At 67.2% G+C, this 22,324-nt stretch carries 13 protein-coding genes, 1 tRNA gene and 1 pseudogene; 8 read left to right on the forward strand and 7 right to left on the reverse strand.

Annotation, left to right across the window (positions count from 1 at the left end):
* Window positions 1-569 (reverse strand): annotated as a pseudogene (locus E1263_RS30345) (hypothetical protein); the annotation flags it as partial.
* 179 nt (window positions 570-748) lie between these two features.
* Window positions 749-1,690, reverse strand: a complete 942-nt coding sequence (locus E1263_RS30350; RefSeq protein ID WP_132173567.1) for a zinc metalloprotease — start codon at window positions 1,688-1,690, stop codon at window positions 749-751.
* A 410-nt stretch (window positions 1,691-2,100) separates the two neighbouring features.
* Between E1263_RS30350 and E1263_RS30355 the strand changes: the two genes are divergently transcribed.
* Window positions 2,101-12,573 (forward strand): calcium-binding protein, encoded by a 10,473-nt coding sequence (locus tag E1263_RS30355; RefSeq protein ID WP_132173569.1) that lies wholly within the window; start codon window positions 2,101-2,103, stop codon window positions 12,571-12,573.
* A gap of 11 nt (window positions 12,574-12,584) precedes the next feature.
* On the opposite strand, the gene E1263_RS30360 is transcribed toward E1263_RS30355, so the two are convergent.
* The 3 genes from E1263_RS30360 to bcp form a co-directional block, all read right to left on the reverse strand.
* Window positions 12,585-12,666 (reverse strand) — tRNA-Leu (locus E1263_RS30360).
* A gap of 49 nt (window positions 12,667-12,715) precedes the next feature.
* Complete coding sequence (locus tag E1263_RS30365; RefSeq protein WP_238161662.1) at window positions 12,716-14,314, reverse strand: VWA domain-containing protein; 1,599 nt, start codon at window positions 14,312-14,314, stop codon at window positions 12,716-12,718.
* Between the two features lie 364 nt (window positions 14,315-14,678).
* The gene (gene bcp / locus E1263_RS30370) at window positions 14,679-15,146 is read right to left on the reverse strand and encodes a thioredoxin-dependent thiol peroxidase (RefSeq protein ID WP_132173573.1); all 468 of its coding nucleotides are present in this window, start codon (window positions 15,144-15,146) and stop codon (window positions 14,679-14,681) included.
* Between the two features lie 124 nt (window positions 15,147-15,270).
* On the opposite strand from bcp, the gene E1263_RS30375 reads away from it, so the two are divergent.
* Genes E1263_RS30375 through E1263_RS30400 form a run of 6 tightly spaced genes read left to right on the forward strand, consistent with a single transcriptional unit; the run spans window position 15,271 to window position 20,324 of the window.
* Window positions 15,271-16,860 (forward strand): circularly permuted type 2 ATP-grasp protein, encoded by a 1,590-nt coding sequence (locus tag E1263_RS30375; RefSeq protein WP_132173575.1) that lies wholly within the window; start codon window positions 15,271-15,273, stop codon window positions 16,858-16,860.
* Window positions 16,861-16,876: 16 nt separating this feature from the next.
* On the forward strand, window positions 16,877-17,821 hold the full coding sequence (locus E1263_RS30380) for an alpha-E domain-containing protein (RefSeq protein WP_132173577.1): 945 nt from the start codon (window positions 16,877-16,879) through the stop codon (window positions 17,819-17,821).
* Window positions 17,818-18,660 (forward strand): transglutaminase family protein, encoded by an 843-nt coding sequence (locus E1263_RS30385; RefSeq protein ID WP_132173579.1) that lies wholly within the window; start codon window positions 17,818-17,820, stop codon window positions 18,658-18,660. Before E1263_RS30380 ends, E1263_RS30385 begins: the two co-directional genes overlap by 4 nt.
* A 4-nt stretch (window positions 18,661-18,664) precedes the next feature.
* A complete protein-coding gene (locus tag E1263_RS30390) occupies window positions 18,665-19,708 on the forward strand; it encodes a glucose 1-dehydrogenase (protein WP_132173581.1) in 1,044 nt (347 codons plus the stop codon).
* Window positions 19,709-19,725: 17 nt separating this feature from the next.
* The gene (locus tag E1263_RS30395; RefSeq protein ID WP_132173583.1) at window positions 19,726-19,989 is read left to right on the forward strand and encodes a DUF3618 domain-containing protein; all 264 of its coding nucleotides are present in this window, start codon (window positions 19,726-19,728) and stop codon (window positions 19,987-19,989) included.
* Window positions 19,986-20,324 carry a GroES family chaperonin gene (locus E1263_RS30400; protein ID WP_132173585.1) on the forward strand — a complete coding sequence of 113 codons (339 nt, stop codon included), beginning with the start codon at window positions 19,986-19,988 and terminating at the stop codon, window positions 20,322-20,324. Before E1263_RS30395 ends, E1263_RS30400 begins: the two co-directional genes overlap by 4 nt.
* Here E1263_RS30400 and E1263_RS30405 read toward each other — a convergent pair.
* The gene (locus E1263_RS30405) at window positions 20,315-21,346 is read right to left on the reverse strand and encodes an FAD-dependent oxidoreductase (protein WP_132173587.1); all 1,032 of its coding nucleotides are present in this window, start codon (window positions 21,344-21,346) and stop codon (window positions 20,315-20,317) included. The two genes, E1263_RS30400 and E1263_RS30405, sit on opposite strands and share 10 nt — an antisense overlap.
* 21 nt (window positions 21,347-21,367) lie before the next feature.
* A complete protein-coding gene (locus tag E1263_RS30410) occupies window positions 21,368-21,739 on the reverse strand; it encodes a DoxX family protein (RefSeq protein WP_132173589.1) in 372 nt (123 codons plus the stop codon).
* A gap of 94 nt (window positions 21,740-21,833) precedes the next feature.
* On the opposite strand from E1263_RS30410, the gene E1263_RS30415 reads away from it, so the two are divergent.
* Window positions 21,834-22,316 carry a MarR family winged helix-turn-helix transcriptional regulator gene (locus E1263_RS30415; protein WP_132173603.1) on the forward strand — a complete coding sequence of 161 codons (483 nt, stop codon included), beginning with the start codon at window positions 21,834-21,836 and terminating at the stop codon, window positions 22,314-22,316.
* The last annotated feature ends 8 nt before the right edge of the window (window positions 22,317-22,324 follow it).

Below are 22,324 nucleotides of genomic sequence, written 5' to 3' on the forward strand. Positions count from 1 at the left end.
GGCGGCGTAGTCGGCGGTGTAGTCGGTGGGGTGGTGGGAGGGTTGCAGCCCTTGACCCAGAAGACCTTGTGCTTGGTGTCCGCGCCGATCGAACCCTGAGCGTGGATGGTGATCTTCACGTGGTAGCCCTGCTGCGGATGCGGCTGGCCGGTGAACGACAGGGTGTAGGTCACCTTGGCATCGAGGTCGTTGCCGCCGCCGGCCGGATCGCCGCCGATGAACGGCGTCAGGTCACCGGACTGCACCTGCAGACCGGCGTTGGCGGTCGGTGCCTGATCCGCGAAGTTGACGGTCGCGGACAGGTTGCCTTCGTCGTAGTTGTAGAACTCGACCACGAAGGTGCAGCCCTGGTGCGGATTGTTGTTCGGCGGCCCGGTCTGGACGTCGACGCCTTCGATCTTGATGGTGCCGTTGTTCCCCGGCGCTTGGGGGCCTACGGCAACGAGTGGCGGAGCGACTGACGCGGCCGCGGGCGCAACCAGAGCGACAGTGCCGCCCAGTAGCGACAATGTCCCGGCAGCAGCGACGAGGCTGCCCAGCCGAGATCGGCTATCTGACAGTGCGACCATGCTGGGCCTCGCTTCGGCTCGATCAGCAATCCGGAACTCTCAGTAGCAGTATGCGCGCTTCGTTGCCATAGACAACAACTGAGAGTAACGATTCAGGCGTCGAAATCCGGCGATTCTCACTGTCCGTATATGCGAGCAGCCGCTCCGTGATGACCGGAGCGGCTGCTGTGAGCGAGTACTCAGGCGCGGTAAGCCGTCCACATGTTGCTGATCCGGGTGCTCTGCCCGGGGGTGAATTGGGTGTAGCAAGAGTCGTAGGAGTAATCCATGTAGTTGTGGATCGGGTCCAGTCCCGGCAGTGAGCAGGAGTCGCGGCCGGTGGGGCATCCGTTGGTCGAGCTGCTTTGCGCCGGGGTGTCCGAGACCTCGTCGTTCGTGCTCGTGCAACCGCCCTGGAACGTGTGGTAGAGCCCGAACCAGTGCCCGGCTTCGTGGGTGGCGGTCTCGCCGAGGTTGTAGTTGGTCGCCGTACCGCCGGGCAGTGAGGTGTACTGCACGCGGATGCCGTCGATGCCGGGGTTGCGGGCGTAGTCCCAGGGGAACGTCGCGATGCCCAGGTAGGCGAAGTCGACCAGCCAGATGTTCAGCGCGTTCTTGCCACCCTTGCGGGTCTGCTTGCGGTAGGTGCTGCTCTGCTTGTCCTTGTGCCAGTTGTTGTTGCTGTAGCGGAAGGTGCCGGCCAGTGTGAAGGTGAAGCCGGTGTTCGCTGCCGCCGATGACTCCTGCCCGCCGAATGTCTTGTTCAGTACGGCGATCTGCTGGGAGATTTGCGTGTCGGTGACGTCACCGTTGCCGGCGGCATCGCGCATCACGTTGACGTAGACCGGGACGCTCGCGGCGGCCAAGGCACCTTTCGGTACGGCGATACCGCGCGAGGCCTTTGCCTTGAGCAACTGTGCTGTCTGTGCCTCGATGCTCTTCTGCTCGGCCAGGCTGATGTCGCGGGTGTCAGGACCGTGGCCACCCTTGGCGGACGCGCCGGCCGGCGGAACGAAGCAGTCGTTCACCGGACTGGCCGGTGCCTTGGCTGTCGCCTGGCCACCGGCGACCGGGCTGAAGACGAGTGCCGCGCCGGTCAGGACAACGGCCAGCGCACGGGGACGGGGGATGAGAGATCGCATGGGGGTGCGCTCCTCCGGATCGGGCCGCTTCGGGCGGGCGGCCGGTTGACCGGAATAATCCGAGCCAAATCCCTGATCTGGAAGCGATCAGGCGGAAAAATCGGGAAACTCAGGGAAATCCTTCGGTCGGCGTAGCCGCCGGCGGGACGCCGAGGCTGCCGTGGCTCTCCATCCACCGTGACCGGCTCCGGGGCTGTCAGGTAGCAAGCGCGGGCCTGGCGTCGACGGGGGCAGGATCGGGTGCCCGAAGGTGTAGGCCGCCGGTCGGGCAGAGGTGAACGGTTGTTCAAGTTCACGTGAGGTATTGCGTGGTCACTGTGCGTGGGCCTACTTTCAGGGCAGCGGCGGGGGGTCGCCCAACGCGCGACCGAGGGGGGAGCGCGGGCCCTGGGCCGCGGGGGTGGGCTCTGATGGGTCTGTTGCGTCTTGCTTCGTCGAAGTTGTTGTCGGCTGGGGTTGCGCTCGGTCTGCTGGCCGGGATGCTGGTCTACACCGCTCAGCCCGCTCGTGCGGCTGACGACGGTGTCGACGACCTGCTGAAAATGCTCGGGGTCGGTGGGTCGCCGGACAGTCTGGCGGCGTGGACCTCCGGGCTGGCGGCTGTCGACAAGCTGAAGGAACCGCTGCCGCTGATCGGAGCGAGTCCGGGTGGGCTGCTCGGGCTGAACGACTTGTTCGGCAAGGCGATCACGGACGAGTTGCAGTCGGCAACGGACTTCGGCGATCTGTCGGTGGACAAGGACATCACCATCGACGGCGGCCGGGCCGGGCATCTGAAAACCACGGTCAGCGACCTCGGCACCGGCAAGAAGCTGGACATCGTTGCCACCGTCGACAAGACCGCCACCGGCCAGGACCTGCGCCTCAGCAGCGCGTCGCCGAAGGTGGAGCTGTCGGTCTCGGACGGTGTGAGCATCGCGTTGAAGTCGCGGCTCGCGATCAGCGTGGTGTGGACCGGAACGGGCGACGACAAGGTCTACCTGGTGCGCAGCGGTGACTCGCCCCGCCTGGATGTCGATGCACACGCGACGATCGACAACGCGTCCGCGAAGGCCGCGATCGGCATTCTGGGCGTCTCCCTCACCGGTTCCGCGCTCGACGTCGACGCCCACCTCGTCGGGACGGTCAGCGACCCGGACAACGACGGCAAGCTGTTCTTCAGCGGCAACGGCGAGCTGGCCCAGGCCGGTTCGCTCGACGGGCTCCTCACCGTCGGCCTCGACCCGCAGGGGTCCCAGCCGATCGACGCCTCCGACGCCGGGTCACGAGGTTCGGTGCACGCAACCTTCCAGCTGGGTGCGGCCGCTGCCGGAATCCCGGCGGCGCTCCCGAGCGATATCAGTACGACGGTGCAGGTCGACTGGAACGACATCGGCACCGGTACGCCGGTTGTCAGCGCACCCGACCTCGCCGCCACCGTCGGGCGGTTCCAGAACATGAGTCTGCAGGACCTGGCCGAGGGCCTGGCCCAGGTCGTCGCCACCTTGACCGCGATCCAGAAGGCCAAGTTCGACCCGGACCAAGGCGGCCCGCTGCCGACCACCGGCGACCTCGACCTGCCGTTCATGAAGGGCACGTTGGCCGACGCGATCCAGATCAACGCGGTCCTGAAGGACTTCCTGGCCAAGAACACCGTGCCCGGCCCGACCGACCCGAACTACGCAGGCCAGGATCCGGCCCAAGCAGGCAAGCCGACCTTCACGTCGCTGCAGGACCTGCTGAAGAAGCTGGACGACGCTTCGGACATCTCACTGAGCAACCTGGCCTGGGATGTCGCGACCAGCAAACTCGCACTCACGCTGGGAATGACGAAGACCGCGCCGGCTGATCCGGTCGAACTCGACCCGATCAGCATCGAGGCCTCCGGCAAGACCGCGGCGTACGGCGCCAAGACGCTGACCGTGGCCGGTGCAGGCTGGGCACCGAACCAGTGGCTCGGGCGCCGCGTGGTCGCGGGGACGTCGGCCGGTGAGGTGGCGAGCAACGACGCGAGCACCATCACGCTCAAGGCCGACTGGGCCGGCGGTCAGCCGCCCGCCAACTCGCCGTACGTGATCGCGGGCGCGGAGCCGCACGTCGGTGCGGTGACGTTCGCCAACAAGATCGACTCTGGTGGCCACGGCATCGTGAACGCCAACGCGGACCAGACCTTCGCGAAGGTGACGCCGTCGTTCACGGCCTCGGTCACGCTGGTTCTGGACCTGCAGGACCCGAAGACCGGTGCCGCCTGCAACGGTTTCCTCGGCAGCACCCAGGCTTGCCCGTTCACCCAGCACAACGGGCCGCTCGACATCGTCGTACCGGCGCTGCCGCTGAACACCGACCGGGTGCTGATCAGGACCGGTGGCCCCTTGTTCTCGGCCGACTTCCCGATCGACTCGGCCGTCGACCTGACCGCGAACGCGGGCTTCTTCAAGGTGCACCTGACCGGCACGCTGAAGGTCTGCAACTCCACGCTGGGCGACACCTGCCCGGCCGGTACGCCGTCCGGTCACATGCTGACCGTCGGTCTCAGGCAGCAGGGCGATGCGCAGCACGATCTACGGCTGTCCGAGTTGTTCAAGCAACTCGTCGACGCCCCGCAGAACCTGGTCGACGTCGACGCGAACATCCGCGCGTACGGCGATCTGTCGGTGGCCGTCCCTGATGCCGAACAGTTCCTGCCGGCGGGCGCGAGTACGAAGCTCACCGCGAAGTGGGGCGATCTGACCGACCCGACCTCCGTCGCACTGGATACCTCCGACCTGTCTGAGATCTTCCAGCTGGACTACGACGCGGCCGATCCGAAGGCGCTGTTCACCGCGCTGATCAAGACGCTGCAGACCTTGTCGAAGCAGCTTGCCGAGTCGAACCCGTCAGCTGGTGGCGGTGTCTTCGACAAGGACATTCCCGCGCTGGGCAAGTCGTTGCGTGACCTGCTGGTCAGTGACGAGTCCAACGCCGGCCCCGGTGTCTCCTACGGCGCGAGCACGGTCGTCGACAACACCCGGGCCGACGGCAACAAGTTCACCACCGCGCTGATCGGCCGGTCGATCGTGGTCGGTACCCAGGTCGGCATCGTGCAGGCGGTCTCGCCGGACGGCAAGACCCTGACGTTGACCAAGCCCTGGGAGTCGGCGCCCGCCACCGGTACGCCGTACATGATGCGTTCGGCGCTCGATGACGTCACCGACCAGTTGCTGGCCAACACGCCGGACAACATTCAGGACGCGGTGGCGCTGCTGAACAAGGGCCTCGGCACCGATAGCGTGAAGTTCCGCTACCTGGAGAAGGACGGCAAGCCGAACCTGGTGCTCGACGTCGACTGGAAGCGTGCCTACCGCGCGGCCTCCCCGATCAAACTTGCCCTGGGCAACCTCAATGGCGGCGATCAGACCTTCGCCGCCGCGCAGGCCAGTGGCCTGGCCCAGGTCCAGGTGGACGGCCGAGTCAAGGTCGGCCTGGTGATCCCGCTGGCGGCCGGCGCGGGCCCAGCCGACGGTACGGCGCTCAAGGTGCTGGAGGACTCGTCGATCAGTGTCGGCGCCAAGGCCCAGCTGACGAATGGGACTGTCCAGGGTGTCGTCGGTCCGCTGAGTATCTCGCTGGGCAACCCGACCGCAGGTGCACCCGACTCGGAGAAGGCCCAGGCGAAGGCGGACCTGAGTATCGCGCTCGCCAAGACCGGCGCAGCGGCGGACACTCCGGTCTCGTTCAGCGACTTCATCGGTGCGGTCGGCGTGAACTTCAACGCCACCAACGGAACGGTCAGCTGCGGTGAGACGCTCGATACGCCGCTGATGGTCTGCGGCAGCCTGCCGATCTACCTGAACAACTCCGGTGCGCCCAACGGTTGGGTGCCGATCGGTCAGATAGCGCTGCGGGTCCCCGACTCGACCAACCCGGCCGATCTGCTCGATCTCGACGACAATCTGCCGGCGCCCGACGCGGCCAAGAAGGAGCTCGAGCTGCCGGCCGATCTCGGTCAGCGGCTGGCAGACGCATTGCTCGACTTCAAGAACTTCGGCGACGGGCTGGAGGGATATCTGGCCGCGGTCGAGCAGGCCTTCCGGACGGCGAGCTTCCAGGGCAAGCTGCCGCTGATCGGCGAGGACCTGCAGCAGGGCGCCGACTTCATCGGCGATCTGCGGACCAAGCTGCGCAGCTCGATCTGGAACGAGCTGCCGGGCGGTGGCCGGCCGGCGAACTCCAAGGAGTTCAAGGACTTCATCAACACGAAGCTCGCCGCCGCGCTGGCCGAGGTGCAGATCGCGGCCACCGAAGTCACCGTCGGATTCGACTGCACAGCCACCCTGGCCAAGGCCGCCGCTCCGACGGTTGCGGCGAATCCCGCAGACGCCGGTACGTCGACGTACGAATACAAGGTGGTTGCGTACCAAGGCGCGGGGGACGGTCCGAACGATGACACCGTGCCCAGTGATCCCGGTCAGACGGTCAAGGGCGCGGCCACGCTGGACGCGACCCACTTCAACCACGTGACCTGGACATCGGTGCCGAATGCAACGGGTTACAAGGTGCTTCGCAAGGCACCCGGCGACTCGGCGTACAAGCTCGTGAAGAAGGTCGGCAACGCGCTGGCCTACGACGACAAGGGTGCTGACACCGCAGCCGACTACACCGCAGCGACGCAGGAGCCCGATCTCGAGCTCTGCGGAATCAACGACATCGCAGGGGTCTTCCTCGAGTTCACCGCCCAGCGCGGCAAGGTGAGCTCGGCCAAGGGCTGCGAGAACAGCGGTGCACCGAAGCCCTGCTTCCACACCACCTTGCCACTCGACATCGGGATCCCCGGTCTGGCGCTGCGGCAGGGCAAGGAGGGCACCGACGGCATCACTGTCGACGCCGGGTTCGCGTTGCACTTCAAGCTGGGGCTGACCAAGGCCGACGGCTTCTTCGTCAACACTCACGACGGCTGGGGTCCGGACAACAAGGCCCTGCCCGAGCTGCAGGTCGGTCTCGCCTTCGACCTGCCGGACACGATGGTCGCCGAGCTGGCCTTCATCAAGATCAACGTCGACAAGGCCACCGGTGCCGGGCACGACGCCACCAAGCCGCTGTTCGCCGGCGCGTTCCAGATCGACCTGAAGGCGCCGGGGGAGAGCAGCTGCTTCAAGGGCGACGAGGCCGCTTGTACGCCGAACGAGACCGCGAAGATCAAGTTCGCCGACCTGGGCAAGGGCGGTGAGCTGTTCGGGGTGTCGCTGGCCGGTGCGTTCACGATCGACTGGATCGTCGCGGCCCAGGTGGACTCTGCCTTCCCCGGCGTCCGCGCGAACTTCCAGCTGCAGTGGGCGTTCGACAACAAGGCCCCGCAGGACTCCGGGGCGCCGTACATCGCCTTCAAGGACGTCGGGATCAGTGCCGGCAGCTTCTTCGAGGGTCTGCTCGGTGACGTGGTCAAGGAGATGAAGCGCGTCACCGGGCCGCTCCAGCCGGTCATGGACACCTTGTACGCGCCGATCCCGGTGCTGTCCGACCTGAGCCGGATGGCCGGTGGCGGCGACGTCACCTTGATGACGCTGGCCAAGTCGTTCAGCACCTTGGCCGGTGGCCCGAAACTCGACTTCGTCGACACGATCAAGTCGGTGATCGAGTTCATCAACCGGCTGCCGAGTTGCAGTCCGGACGCGGACAACGACTGTTACGTGCCGCTGGGCGACTTCGAGATCGCCGGTGACAAGGCACTCGACACCAGTAACTCGCCGACCACCGCGGACAAGATGTACAAGACGGTGAACGCCAAGTCCGGCACCGAGGTGAAGAGCGCCCTGAACGGCAAGAACGAGAACCCGGCCGCGGCCGGCAAGCCGATCTTCGGTGGCACCGGGCTGGCTCCGGACAAGGGCGATGCCGAGAAGTCCGGCTTCACCTTCCCGATCCTCGAGCAGCCGGCGAAGGCGTTCAACCTGCTGATGGGTGGCGACGTCACGCTGGTCGAGTTCGACTCCGGCCCGCTGACACTCGGCTTCAGCTGGCGGCAGGCCTTCGGGCCGGTCTACGCGCCACCGCCGGTCTTCGTGACGCTGGCGGGCTCGGCAAGTGTCAGCCTGCGGATCGTCGCCGGCCTGGACACCTACGGCATCCGCAAGGCGGTCGAGGCGGCCCAGAACGGCGCCCCGGTCGAGGCGGTCGACGTCATGGACGGCCTGTTCTTCAAGACCGTCGACGACGCCGGTACGCCGATTCCGGTCGTCCAGCTGACCGGTGAGATCGCAGCCGGGGCAGCGGTGAGCGCGGTCATCATCACGGTCGGGATCGAGGGCGGTCTGCGGCTCACGATCGGCTTCTACTGGAACGACCCGAACGACGACGGCAAGTTCCGGGTCAGCGAGTTCCTGCATGCCGCCCTGAACAACCCGATGTGCTTGTTCACGATGAGCGGCCGTTTGTCGCTGTTCCTGCGGGTCTACATCACCATCGGGGTGAGCATCTTCTCGGTCTCGTTCAGCTTCACGCTGGCCGATGTGACGCTGCTCGACTTCTCGGTGAAACCGGACTGTGAGCCGCCACCGCCGAAACTCGGCGGCACGGTCGGCGACACCTTGGTCGTCTTCGCCGGGCAGTTCGGCACGGACGGCCAACGCGGAGCACCCTGGGGCAACGAGGCCGCCGCGGTCGAGAAAGACACCGTCAAGGTGGTGTCGCTGCACTACGCCCAGAAGCCCGACGACCTGACCGGCGCCAACGGTGACTTCGACGGCTTCTCGGTGGAGATGCTCGGCGAGCGGCGCGAGTACCTCGATCCGGGCCTGAAGCGCGTGGTGGTCGACGGGGAGGGTTACGCCAAACCGATGAACATCACCTTCATCGGGGACGGCAAGAAGGAGAGCGGCGACGCCGCGGGCAAGACACCGGCGGTCTACGACAAGGACGCCGTCGTGATCGGTGGCACCAAGGACGATGTCATCACCACCGGTCGCGGACTCTCGTACGTCGACGGTCGCGGTGGCAACGACATCATCGTCACCGGGGACACCGGCGGCGCGGCCTCCAAGGCGACGGTCGCCGGTGGATCCGGCAACGACACCATCACCGTCGGCAATGGCGATGCCCTGGTCGGTGGAGACTCCTCCCTGGGAACAGCGCGGAAGAACCGTCAGGTGAAACACAATGCCCAGGACGGCAACGGCACCTCGGACCTGACCTCGGTCTTCAACTGGGAGCAGCCCGCCGACCCGACCACGCAGGCCGAGGTGGCCCCGGCCGGGGACGACACGATCGGGCTCGGTCTGGGGATCAACAAGGCCGTGGGCAACGGCGGCAACGACAAGATCGGTGTCGCGGCCGACCAGCCGGACGGCGCCCGGAAGGCCGGCGTGAACACGATCGTCGGCGGCCAGGGCAACGACCGGATCACCGGTGGCTCGAATGGGGACCGGATCTTCACCGCCACGCAGACGGAGTTCGGTGTGGACGATCCCGGACCGGCCGACACCACCGGTTCCGATCCGGCGACGAACACCGTCGACACAGGCACCGGCAGCGACCGGGTCTGGGGCAGCCAGGGCTTCGACAACATCACCAGCCACTCACAAGGTGACCAGACCGCCAAGCTCATCGGTGGCGGCCGGCGGGACATCCTGCTCGGCGGCTACGGCACCGACGAGGTGTACGGCGGACCGGGCGACGACTATGTGGTCGCCGAACCCGCCGAGGTGAGTGGAACCGACGGACCTGACGACGGTTTCGGCGCCACCAGGACCGTTAACAAACTGCCGTTGCCGGCCGGCGTGCCGTCGAACGCGAAGACGCTGGTCGGTGGCCTGGGTAACGACCACCTGATCGGTGGTGACGGCCCGGCCAAGATGTTCGGCGACAAGCGCATCGACGACGAGCTGTGCGCGCCAGGCGCATCGGTCACCTCGGATTCGGTGGGCGAGAGCACCAGCGCAGGGACCGGTGACGGCAACGACCGGATCCTCGGTGGAGCCGGCATCGACACGGTCTCGGCGGGTGGCGCGAACGACCTGGCTGAGCTTGCTGGAGGCAACGACCTTGCCTGCGGCCAGCAGGGCAAGGACACCTTGCGTGGCGGCGGTGACGCCGACCGGCTCTGGGGCGGCACCGAGACCGATGTCCTGTACGGCGATGCCGGGCTGGACCAGGTCTTCGGCAACACCGGCGACGATGTCGCGTACGGCGGCACCGAGGCCGATGTGGTCGAGGGCAACAACGGCAAGGACTGGGCAACCGGCGGCGCCGGCGACGACCTGGTGTACGGCGGTACCCGCGCGGCCGGCCGGACCGACACCGGTGACGACGACCTGTACGGCGACACCGGCAACGACCGCTTGATCGGCGACAACGGCACCGTGGACGACCCGGCCGACCCGGCCGATGCCCCGGCGGTCCCCGTCGATCTCGACGGTGTGACACCGGCGGCCGGAACGGGTGACCGGATCCACGGTGGTGACGGCAACGACACGGCGTACGGCGGTCTTGGTCCTGATCTCGTGAACGGCAACGGCGGCGACGACCACCTGGAAGGCAACAACGCGGCCGATGTTGTCCACGGCAACGATGGAGAGGACGCGATCGCAGGCGGGTCGTTCCAGCAGGCCGCTGCGGGAGTCGGGCGGCCGGACACAGGCGATGTGCTGTTCGGCGATGCCGGGCCGGACTTGATGACCGGGGACAACGCGATCCTCGCGCTGACCACTGACCCGGCGGCGACGACACCGGTGACGCGACAGCGCGGATTCGCCTCCGGACACACGGTCACGCTGCTCGACCTCGGCCTGACTCCGGCCGCGGGTGTCGCCGGCAACGATCAGATGTTCGGCGGCGATGGGCAGGACGTGCTGTACGGCCAGGGCGGCGAGGACCGCGCCAAGGGTGACGGCGACGACGACTACGTCGAGGGTGGCCAGGCGAGTGACTGGATCGAAGGCGACCTGGCCGACGACGATCTGGTCGGTGGCAGTTCGACCCAGTTGACGGCTGGGGTAGGCCAACTGGACACGGCCGATGCGATCTTCGGTGGTCCGGGCGACGACATCGTGACCGGTGACAACGGCCAGATCCGCAGGCCGGCGGTCGGCCAGACGCCGACCCGGGCGACCGTCCGGCAGGGCACGAAGGTCGCCGGAACGCCGATGGCGACACGGATCGTCGATCTGTACGACCTGGGTGCGAACAAGTTGGTCGCGGGTCCGGCCGACCGGTTCGGTGCCGACCGGCTGTCTGGCGGTGAAGGGGTCGACACGGTCTGGGGACAGGACGGTGGCGACTTCGTCTCCGGTGGTGCCCAGGCCGACCACCTCGAAGGCAACGGTGGTGCCGACATACTGCGTGGCGACCTCTCGCTCGCGGGCGACTCCCCGTTCACGACGGTGGCACCGCTGGCTGATCCCGGATGGCCGGGGACAGCGAGTGCGGCAGTGCTGTTGGAAGGCGCGACCGCTCCGGACGGACAAGACGACCTGATCGGTGGTAGTTCGGCGAAGGGGTTCCGGGACACTGGTGACACGATCGAGGCCGATGGCGCGGACGACGTCGTACTGGGCGACAACGGCTCACTGGTGCGAACGATCACAGGCCAGACCGAGCGGATCTACGCCGATCGCTATCCGAACGGCGCTCCGCCGCCCGGAGCCACGGTGGCGCGGACCCACGACCCGGACCTCGGTGACCCGAGCACCCGGTTCTGCACCGACGCCCAGGCGACCTGTGAGGTATCAGGTGCCTTCGGCAACGACACCCTGTACGGCGAGGCCGGCGACGACGGGATCTGGGGACAGGACGGCAACGACACCATCCTCGGCGGAACCGACGACGACGACCTGTACGGCGAACTCGGCGACGACACCGTCAACGGCGAGACCGGCGAGGACACGATCCTCGGCGACCGGGGTGGCGTGGTGAACCAGTACCTGGACACCGGCGACGCACCGGCGCAGTTCAGCATCTCCACGAACTCACCACCGGCCGAGACCTACGTCGGGTTCCGGCGGGGTCTGTACGACCGGCGGATCGACCTCGAGCACGACGTCGACGGCGATCAGTGGATCGGTGCGGCCACGGCCGCGGAGATGCCGCACGACGGCATCACCGAGGGTGGCGTCGACCGCCTGCGTGGCGGCCCGGGTGCGGACAACCTTCATGCGGGCTTCGGCGACGACCTGGCCAACGGCGAGAGCGGCGGCGACCAGGTCTTCGGCGACGACGGCGAGGACGTCCTCTGGGGCGGCAAGGGGTGTGACCCGGTCCTCGACGCCGCCACAGCGGACTGTCTGGTGGGCGGTGTCTTCAAGGCCGAGTCCCGAGGGACCAACGACCGCTTCGTCGACCACACCTTCGGTGGCGTCGGTGAATCGGATCCGGCCAAGCGAGACGTACTCGGCTCGGACATCCTCGACTTCAACCCGCGTGGCGCGTACCCGGGCAACTGCGCGCCGGGTGCCTGGCCGGTCACCACGGCCGGAGTCACTGTCGACCCGTGCGAGTGGTTCCAGCTGACCGGCAAGGCCGACGACACGGCCGCGCCGGCGACGCTGCTCAACAACCAGCACCACCAGGGCACCGACTGGATCTACGGTGGCTGGGATCGCGACGTCATGCAGGCCGACCGGGCAGAGAACGGGCCGAACCCGGGGGACCGCCTCATCGACTGGAACGGCGCCTACAACCTGTTCAGCCACTGCAACGCGGCGTACGGCGGCTTCAACGACGTACGGCAGCACTCGCCCGCGATGCAGAACTTCCTGCAGCAGCTGGCGTGGGGTTCGGGGGCGGGCCGGGCGTCGACCGACGTCACCACCGCCGGGACGTCGGCGTACCGAGAACTGGCCCTGACCTACAACCAGGACCACGGACACGGCACGGGCAGTGCTTACCCCGGAACTCCTGGCCACTTCGACGACCCTGTGGCGTGCTCCGACTAGGACTGCTGTTGTGCCAGAGGCGGGACTCGAACCCGCACACCCAAAGGGCACCGGCACCTAAAGCCGGCGTGTCTGCCGTTCCACCACTCTGGCCAGAGGGACTGCTTGCTCCCCTAGGACAGACATCCTAGGGGAGCCGTGCTCAGCGGTTCTGGAGGGCGTCGATGAAGACCTGACGCAGGACGCCGGGGTCCTTGGCGATGTAGGCCCGGCCGCCGGTGGCCTGGGCCAGCCGGTTGAGTTCCTCCGGGTTGATGTCGGGTCCCATGCCGAGGGCGATGATGCGGACCGGACGGTCGGGGTTGTTGAGGCTCTGCAGGGTCTTGATCGTTGCCTCGAGGTCCGCGCTGCCCGGGTCGTCGTTCTTGCCGTCGGTGAACAGCAGGATCGAGTTGATGGCGTTCGGGTCGTAGTCGCTGCGGACGGCCTGAACGGCTGCGATCGCGGTCTGGTAGAGGCCGGTGCCGCCGTTCGGGATCGGCTTCTGGGCCTTGAGAACGTTGCCGATCGTCTTGCGCTGCTTGGGCGACAACGGCTTGATCGGGATCAGCTTGTTGTAATCGGCGCCGTCCTTGGCGACGTTCGATGAGAACGTCCACAGGCCCAGCGATGCGGTGTCCGGGAACAAGGACAGGCCGCTGGTCGCCGCCTCGATGGTGAGCTGCATGCGGGTCTTGTTGCCGACCTTCTCCGACATCGAGCCGGAGACGTCGATCACCGCGAGCGAGTGGGTCGCCAGCGACAGCTTGCTCCAGCTGCCGAGGATGCGGTTGATCGCCTCGCCGTTCGGCTTGGGGAGCTGCTCGATCTCGCCGACGCCGCGGCCACCGCTGAGCTGGCCGAGGAGCTGATCGCGGAAACCGGCCTGGTCACGCGCCTGGCTGGCGGCGTCCTCGAACATCTCGACGCCGAGTGCCTTGCCGGCGTCGCTGGCCTTCGATGTGTCGGTCCTGGCCGTGACCACAATCGGGTAGTCGAGCGTGAGGGTGCCGGTGCCCGGCATGACAGCCTTGAGACCGCCCTCAGGGTTCTCTTCCTGGTACTTGACGAAGGCCTGCTCCGAAGCCGGCACGATGATGGTGCTGCCGTCCTGCGCGGCCCGGCCGAACAGTGCGTTGACGTCGGTGTACGGCTTGGGCATCGAACCGAGCCGCTGCGCGAGCGGCACGACGACCGTGTTGACCTCGGTGTCCGATGTCGAGGTCTTCTGCCGCTCGGACTGGATCGCCAGCAGCGCCAGCGCGCCGGGCGACGTACCCAAGGGGTCGAGCAGCGCCGGCTGGGCGCCGCCGAACGCGCGCAGCCAGGTCGAGGTGTCGGCGAAGTTCGCGCCTTGGCCGACCAGGACCATCGGCGAACTGGCGACCGACGGTACGGCGATGGTGGGGACGGACTCGCCGTCGTCGGCCTGTGAGACCCACAGCGACGAGTCGGGGATCCACAGGTCAGGCCGCTCGCCGGTGCCACTGGCCAGCTCGCGAGCGACCTTGGCTGCCGGGGTGCCGGTGATCGTGAACTGCAGGCACGGGACGCCGTCCTTGCCGCCCTTGGCCGACAGTGACTTGGCCGCGGTCTCCAGCGCAGGCTGTAGCTCGGGCGCGGCCGTCAGCTTGACCTGGGTGGGATCAGAGCACGCCTTGCCGCCGAGGATCCCGTCGGCACCTGCTTCCGAACCGAAGGACCGGACCACGAAGACGCCGCCGATCGCGAGCACCAGTAGTCCGACCGCGGTGATGTACACCGGTCGGCGGTTGGTCTTGGTTGTGTTACTTCGCGTTACCGCAGAGGAATGCTTTCCCATCGCGGTTGGTCCCTCCCTCCCAGAGGCTCACTGCGCGCGCAGAGTACCCGGTTTAGGCAGGTCAGAGCGAAGTTCGCAGCGAACCGAAACGAGTCCTCCGGAAGACTGCAACGGTCTCCGGAGTACTGCTCGTTCACAGGAAAGCGGGAAATCTCACCGTGGGTGACGTGCCAGCTGCAGCCAGCTCAACTGTTGCTGTGATCCAAATCACAGTAGTGAGTTCGCGGTCTGGACTGCTTGCATGAAACGGTCGAAGGTTTCCCTCCGGGGACGGGCCCGGAACGGTGAATCAGGAACCAGAGGCTCAGAGACCCAGATCGCGCCGCAGCTTGGCCACGTGGCCGGTCGCCTTCACGTTGTACTGCGCGACCGCGATCTTCCCGTCCGGGTCGACCACGAACGTCGACCGGATCACCCCGGTCACCTTCTTGGCGTACATCGTCTTCTCGCCGAAGGCGCCGTACGCCGTCAGCGTCTCCTTCTCCGGGTCGCTGAGCAGCGGGAACGTCACGCCGTCGCGCTCACGGAATTTGGCCAGCTTCGCGGGCTTGTCGGGGGAGATCCCCAGTACGGCGTAGCCGGCGGCCTGCAGGGAGTCGAGCGAGTCGCGGAAGTCGCAGGCCTGCTTGGTGCAGCCCGGGGTCATCGCGGCCGGGTAGAAGTACACGATCACGTTCTTGCCGCGCAGATCCTGCAGTGCGACCTCGTTGCCGTCGGCATCCTGGAGGGTGAAATCAGGTGCGGCATCGCCGACGGACAAACGCTCGGACATCAGGCCCTCCACGGATCGAGTGAGATGCCGCCAATGTTACGTGCGTGAAAACTCTGACCGCGTCACCGGGGGGACGCTCTGAGTTCCAGGTGCGGACATGGTGTAGGTGGGTGAAGATGCGCAGATGAGCCGCGCATCTTCCCGCCCTGCGGAGCTGTTCGCTGGGTACCTCGACCCACAGCGTCCGCATGCCTCCGCGTACGACGAGATGTTCGACCCTGTCGACGGTGTCCGGCCGGCGTACAAGCGGCTGCACGACTCCCTCAGCCCGCTACGTCCGGGCGACCTGACCACGCGGTCTGAGGCGCTGGACCGGGCTCTGGTCGACCAGGGCATCACCTTCAGCCTGTCCGGTGAAGAGAGGCCGTTCCCGCTGGACTTGGTGCCGCGGGTGATCACTGCGTCGGAGTGGGCCCGGCTGGAGCGTGGGATCGTGCAGCGCGTTCGCGGGCTGGAGGCGTTCCTCGCTGACATCTACGGCGACCAGCAGATCATCAAGGACGGCGTACTGCCGCGGCGGCTGATCACCTCCTGCGAACACTTCCACCGGCAGGCCGCAGGCATCGTCCCGCCGAACGGCGTCCGCATCCACGTGGCCGGTATCGACGTGGTCCGGGACGAGCAGGGTGACTTCCGAGTGCTGGAGGACAACCTGCGCAGCCCGTCCGGGGTGTCGTACGTGATGGAGAACCGTCGGACCATGGCGCGGGTGTTCCCGGACCTCTTCGCCAAGCACCGGGTGCGCCCAGTGGGCGACTATGCGGTCCACCTGCTCAGATCACTCCGCGCTGCGGCTCCACCCGGGGCCACTGACCCGAACGTCGTCGTACTGACGCCTGGTGTCTTCAACTCGGCGTACTTCGAGCACTCGCTGCTGGCGCGCCAGATGGGCGTGGAGCTGGTCGAGGGCCGCGACCTGTTTGCCCGCAACAACGTCATCTACCTGCGGACCACCGAGGGCGAGCAGCGGGTCGATGTGATCTACCGGCGGATCGACGACGAGTTCCTCGACCCAGTGCACTTCGAACCGGACTCCGTTCTCGGTGTCGCGGGCCTGGTGAACGCGGCGCGGGCAGGCAACGTGGTGATCGCCAATGCGATCGGCAACGGTGTCGGCGACGACAAGCTGGTCTACACGTACCTGCCGGAGATCCTGAAGTACTACCTGGGCGAAGCGCCGCTGCTGCCCAACGTGGACACCTACCGCTGCTGGCTGCCTGCTGAGCACGATGAGGTGCTGGACCGGATCGACGAGCTCGTCACGAAGCCGGTGGAGGGTTCGGGCGGCTATGGCATCGTCTTCGGGCCAGATGCCTCGCCCAAGGAGCTCCAGGCCCAGCGGCGCCGGATCAAGACGAATCCACGCGGATGGATCGCACAACCCGTCGTGCAGCTGTCGACTGTGCCGACCAAGGTCGGTGAGCGGCTGCAGCCGCGGCATGTGGACCTGCGGCCGTTCGCGGTGAACGACGGGGAGTCTGTCTTTGTACTGCCCGGCGGACTGACCAGAGTGGCGATCCCGGAAGGCAGTCTGATCGTCAACTCGTCCCAGGGTGGCGGCTCCAAGGACACCTGGGTCCTGGCGCCGCGTGCTTCGGCGGCGATCTCCGAGCTCAGCGGTCCGGGGCTCGGGGGATCCGGTGTGAAGTCGGAAGAGGCATCCACTCCGGAGCGCGGTCCGGAACTCAATATCGCCCAGCAGCAGCAACAGTGATGGGGAGGTGCTGACGATGCTCGCTCGCAACGCCGAATCGCTGTACTGGATCGGCCGGTACGTCGAACGTGCGGACGACACCGCGCGGATTCTCGATGTCTCCGTCCATCAGTTGCTGGAGGATGCGTCGGTCGATGCCGACACGGCCAGCCGGACACTGCTCCATGTCCTCGGGATCAACCCGCCGGACGGTGCACCGCTGGACGTGTGGGGGCTGACCGAGCTGGTCGCCATGTCACCGGAGACCGGTTCGATCATCTCGTCGATCTCCAGTGCGCGGGAGAACACCCGGGTCGCGCGGGAGGTGGTCTCGAGCGAGCTCTGGGAGTGCATCAACGCGACATACAACGCCGTACCGGAGCGGCAGCGTGCTGCGCGGCGGATGGGGCCGCACGGGTTCCTGAGCTTTGTGGAGGACCGGGCGGCGACGTTTGCGGGGCTGGCCGACTCCACGATGAGCCGGGACGACGGCTGGCGGTTCCTGGTGCTGGGGCGGTCGGTGGAGCGCGTCGACATGATCGTGCGCCTGCTGATGTCCCGCGTGGGTGACAAGCCGACCTCTCCGGGATGGGTGACCGTACTGCGCTCAGCTGGTGCCCATGACACGTATCTGCGGACGTATCGGGGTGCACTGGACGCGTCCCGCGTGGTGCAGTTCCTGCTCCTGGATCGGCTGTTCCCGCGGTCGGCGTTCCACGCACTGCTGCAGGCGGAGGCCTGTCTTGAGGAGCTGAACCGCGGCCCGACGGCCCGGATCGGTACCGGCGCAGAGGCGTCGCGGTTGCTGGGGAAGGCGCGCAGCGATCTGGAGTTCCTGCAGCCGGCTGAACTGCTGGACAACCTCACTGGCCGCCTGCAGGCGTTGCAGACCACGGTGCGCGACGTCGGCGAGGCAGTGTCTCGTCAGTACTTCCATGCGGTGCCGTGGATCGAGTGGAACAACGCGGAGGTGAACCTGTGAAGTGGCGTCTCCGGGTGGTGCACACAACGGGCTACCGGTACGACGGGCCGGTCGCTCAGTCCTATAACGAGGCTCGGCTCACCCCGCGCAGTGACGACCGGCAGAACCTGATGGTCGCGCGGCTGGAGACTGTCCCGGCGACCCGTGCGTACAAGTACACGGACTATTGGGGCACTGAGGTCAACGCCTTCGACCTGTTCACTCCGCACACCGAGTTGAAGGTTGTGGCGTCCTCCGTGGTCGAGACGGCCGGACAGCCGCTCCCGCCGATCGATGCGACCTGGAACGAGGTGCGGTCGGCGGAGTCCGTCGACCTGTACGCCGAGTACCTCGAGTTCACCACCTACGTTCCGAAGCACCGCGAGCTGGCCAGCGTGGCTCGTCGACTGCGCAAGGGCCACACGCCTCAGGAGACGGTGCTTGCGATCTCCAAGTGGGTGCACGACACCCTCAAGTACCAGCGCGGCACCACCGGCGTGCACTCGTCGGCGATCGACGCGTGGCAGGCCGGCGAGGGGGTGTGTCAGGACTACGCGCACCTCACGCTCGCCATGCTGCGTTCTGTCGGTATCCCGAGCCGCTACGTCTCCGGCTACCTGCACACCAAGCCCAACGCGGCAGTGGGGGAGACGGTCGTCGGTGAGAGCCATGCGTGGATCGAGACCTGGACTGGCGAGTGGTGGGGCTTCGACCCGACCAACGACATCCCGATCGCGCACCGGCACGTCTGGGTGGCCACAGGTCGCGACTACGCCGACGTGTCCCCGTTGAAGGGCATCTACTCCGGCGGTGCAGCCACAGCAATTGAAGTCACAGTGGACATGACCCGGTTAGCCTGACGCCATGCGGGCCATGACTGTCACTCCAGGCAAGGCGGACTCGGCGCGGTTGGGAGAGGTTGCAGAGCCTCCGGCCGAAGATGGGTCGGTCCTTGTGGAAGGCCTGTTCACAGGCATCTGCGGGACCGACCTCGAGCTGGTGTCTGGCCACTTCGGCACCGGTCGGCCCGGCCATGACCAACTGGTGATCGGTCATGAGTCACTGGGCCGCGTTCTTGAGGCACCGGCCGGGTCTGGCTTCGCAACGGGCGACCTGGTCGCCGGAGTGGTCCGCAGGCCCGACCCTGAGCCCTGCCCGGCCTGTGCGCGCGGTGAGTGGGACTTCTGCCGCAACGGCCGCTACACCGAGCGCGGCATCAAGGAGATGGACGGGTACGGCGCCGAACGCTGGCGAGTCGACCCGTACTTCGCCGTACCGGTGCCGGCTGAGCTCGGAAGCCTCGGTGTCCTCGTGGAGCCGGCCAGTGTGCTCACCAAGTGCTGGGAACAGATCGATGTGGTCGGCCGCCGGTCCTGGTACGGACCAGAGCACGTCCTGATCACCGGGGCCGGGCCGATCGGGCTCCTGGCCGCCATGGTCGCCAGACAGCGCGGGTACGACGTTCATGTCCTCGATCGGATGCGGGACGGGCTCAAGCCGGAACTGGTTCGCGCACTCGGCGCCAACTATCTGACTGACCTTTCCGAGCTCCCCGTCGTACCGGATGTGGTGGTTGAGGCGACCGGGGTGGGGCAGGTCGTGTTCGACTGCGCCAAGCTGCTGGGGCCGGCCGGGGTGATGTGCCTGATCGGCATCTCACCGGGGCCGGCGTCGATCGACGTACAGCTTGATGCGTTGATTCGGCAGCTCGTGGTGCGCAATGTCGCGGTGTTCGGAGTGGTCAACGCCGCGAAGCGGCACTACGCGGATGCGGTGGACGTGTTGCAGGCGGCCGATCCGGCGTGGTTGCGGCGACTGATCACCCGGACGGTTCCGCTGTCGGACTGGCCGTCGGCGCTGGTCCGGGAGCCGGACGACATCAAGGTGGTCGTGGACTTGCTGGCCTGACCTGCGAAGATGGGGTCATGTCGGAGACGAAGGCTCGCACTGCCGAGCAGATCGAAGCGGACATCGCCGCCACCCGGGCACGGCTGGCCTCGACTGTGGACGAGCTGGTCGACCGGGCGCACCCGAAGAACGTGGCCAAGCGGCAGGTCGAGCAGGCCAAGTCGCAGGTGTTCGACGAGACCGGTCAGCTGCGCACCCAGAAGATCGTCGCGGTCGCCGGTGCTGTCGTCGGCCTGGTCGGCGTGCTGCTCGTGATCCGTCGCCTGGTGGGACGCCGGTGACTGCTCGCAAGAAGCTCTCCGACGACAAGCTGCCGATCCGGATGCTGCACGACCGCGTCCTGGTCTCCGCAGAGGTTGAGGGCGAGCGCAAGTCGTCCGCCGGCATCCTGATCCCCGCTACGGCCCAGATGGGCCGCCGGATGGCCTGGGCGAAGGTTGTCGCGATCGGCGCCAACGTCCGGACCGTCGAGGTCGACGACCGGGTCCTGTTCGACCCGGAGGACCGCGCCGAGGTCGAGGTGCGCGGCGACGACTACATCCTGCTGCGCGAGCGCGACCTGCACGCGGTCGCCGCCAACCGCCTCGAAGACGGGCAGACCGGCCTCTACCTCTGAGTGACCAGGTCCCGCACGAGCTGACCGACCAGCGGCACGAACTTGAACCCCGTGCCGGAGAACCCGGCGGCGACGGTGATCGGGCCGGACCGCTCGATGACCCATGCCCCGGACGGCGTGTTGTCGTAGAGACAGCTGATCGCCGTCGTGCGGCTGGTGTCCAGCCCGGGGAACGTGGACTCGACGTACCGGATCAGTTCGGCGTCCCGCTCAGGCTCCACCTGGAAGTCCCGCGTGTCCGGGTCCACCTCCGGGCCGGTGGCGTGTAGGCCGACCTTGACGCCAGAACCGTCCTCGAACAGGCCATAGCTGCTTGCGCTCTGGTCTATGAAGCTCGGCCAGGACAGGTCTGGTGAGACCGGTGTGAAGAAGCGCGGCTGCTCCTGCGTCACTCTGAACGGCGGTAGCTCGACCAGGCCGTCTAAGAGCTTCGGAGCCCAGCCCCCGGCGGTCACCACGACCTGTGCCGCGCGGACTGCTCCACCCGGTACGGCGAGCTCCACCAGCCCGTTGTGTCGCCGGACCGCTGTGACGGGGGACTGGCCACGGAACTCCGCGCCGAGACGGGCGGCTGTGGTCTGGAGTGCCTTCACCGTGCGATCGGCGTACAGGCGGCCGGAGCCGGGCTGGTGCAGCACCGGAGTGGTGAAGCGGAATCCCGGCCAGCGCTCGGTGGCTGCCTCTGCGGTCAGGACCTCGCCGGTGGCCGCATGCAATGACCTGAAGGTCTCGACGGTGTCAGCGGTGACACCGAAGTCGATGCCACCGGTGACCTCGAACAGCGTCTCGCCGGACTCCGCCTCGAGCTCCCGCCACAGCGGCCGCGCCCGCTCGGTCAGCCGGGCCAGCTCGGCGTCGTCGGCGGCCGGGCGGAACAGTCTGGTCCCGCCGTGCGAGCCACCGCGGTCATGGCCGAGCGTGTACTGCTCCAGTACGACGACCTCGCGGCCGGCGGCGGCCAACGCCCTGGCCACCGCCGATCCCATCGCGCCCGCCCCGACCACCGCTACGTCATAGGTCATTGCTCAAGTATCGCGGGCCTTTCAGAAGGCGTTCGGGCCGAAGCGGAAGATCGCGAGCACGACCGCCAGGACCAGCAGGACGGCGTTGAAGCCCGCCAGCGGCAGCTCCTTGCGGCGGGCGTGGACGACGATCGCGGCGGCCATGATGATCGCGAATCCGGTCGCGGCCAGCGGGACCAGGATCGGGGCGATGTCGAGGACGGCGGGCAGGATGAGCCCGATCGCGCCCAGGAGCTCGACCGCGCCGATCAGCTTCACGCCGGTGTCGGAGTAGTCCTCGACCCACCCCATGTTCTTCTGCAGCTTGCTGCGCGGCTGGGTCAGCTTGGTCGCGCCGGCACCCAGGAACAGGGCGGCCAGGACTCCGGCCAGGATCCACAGAAAGACGTTCATAGCCCACTCTCGGTGATGAGTTGATGTTTCAACCCAAGGTAGGCCTCAAGACTTGAAGCGTCAACTAATGCGGTAAACTGGCGGCGTGGCGGAGATGAACGAGGGGACCCGGTGGCTCGAGCCTGATGAGCTCACGGCCTGGATGTCGCTGGCCGGTCTGATGTTCAAGCTGCCTGGGGCGCTCGACTATCAGCTGCAGCGTGACTCCGGTCTGACCCATTTCGAGTACCTGGTGCTCGCCGGGCTGTCGGATTCGCCGAATCGGTCCCGGCGGATGAGCGATCTGGCCGGATTCGCCAATGGCTCACTGTCCCGCCTGTCGCACGTGGTCAAGCGGCTCGAGCGGCGCGGGTTCGTCGTACGGCGTCCTGATGAGGGGGACGGCCGGATCACCGTCGCCACGCTGACGGACCCCGGATACGACTTCCTGGTGATGGCCGCGCCGGGTCATGTCGCCGCTGTCCGGCAGTTCGTGATCGACGCGCTCACGCCGGAGCAACTGGGTCAGTTGAAGGTCATCGCCGACCAGATCCTGGACAAAGTGGACCCTGGAAGGCCCTGTAGCGAGTCCTGGTAGCTCTGCGA

The sequence above is a fragment of the Kribbella antibiotica genome, from assembly GCF_004349055.1.
GTDB lineage: Bacteria > Actinomycetota > Actinomycetes > Propionibacteriales > Kribbellaceae > Kribbella > Kribbella antibiotica.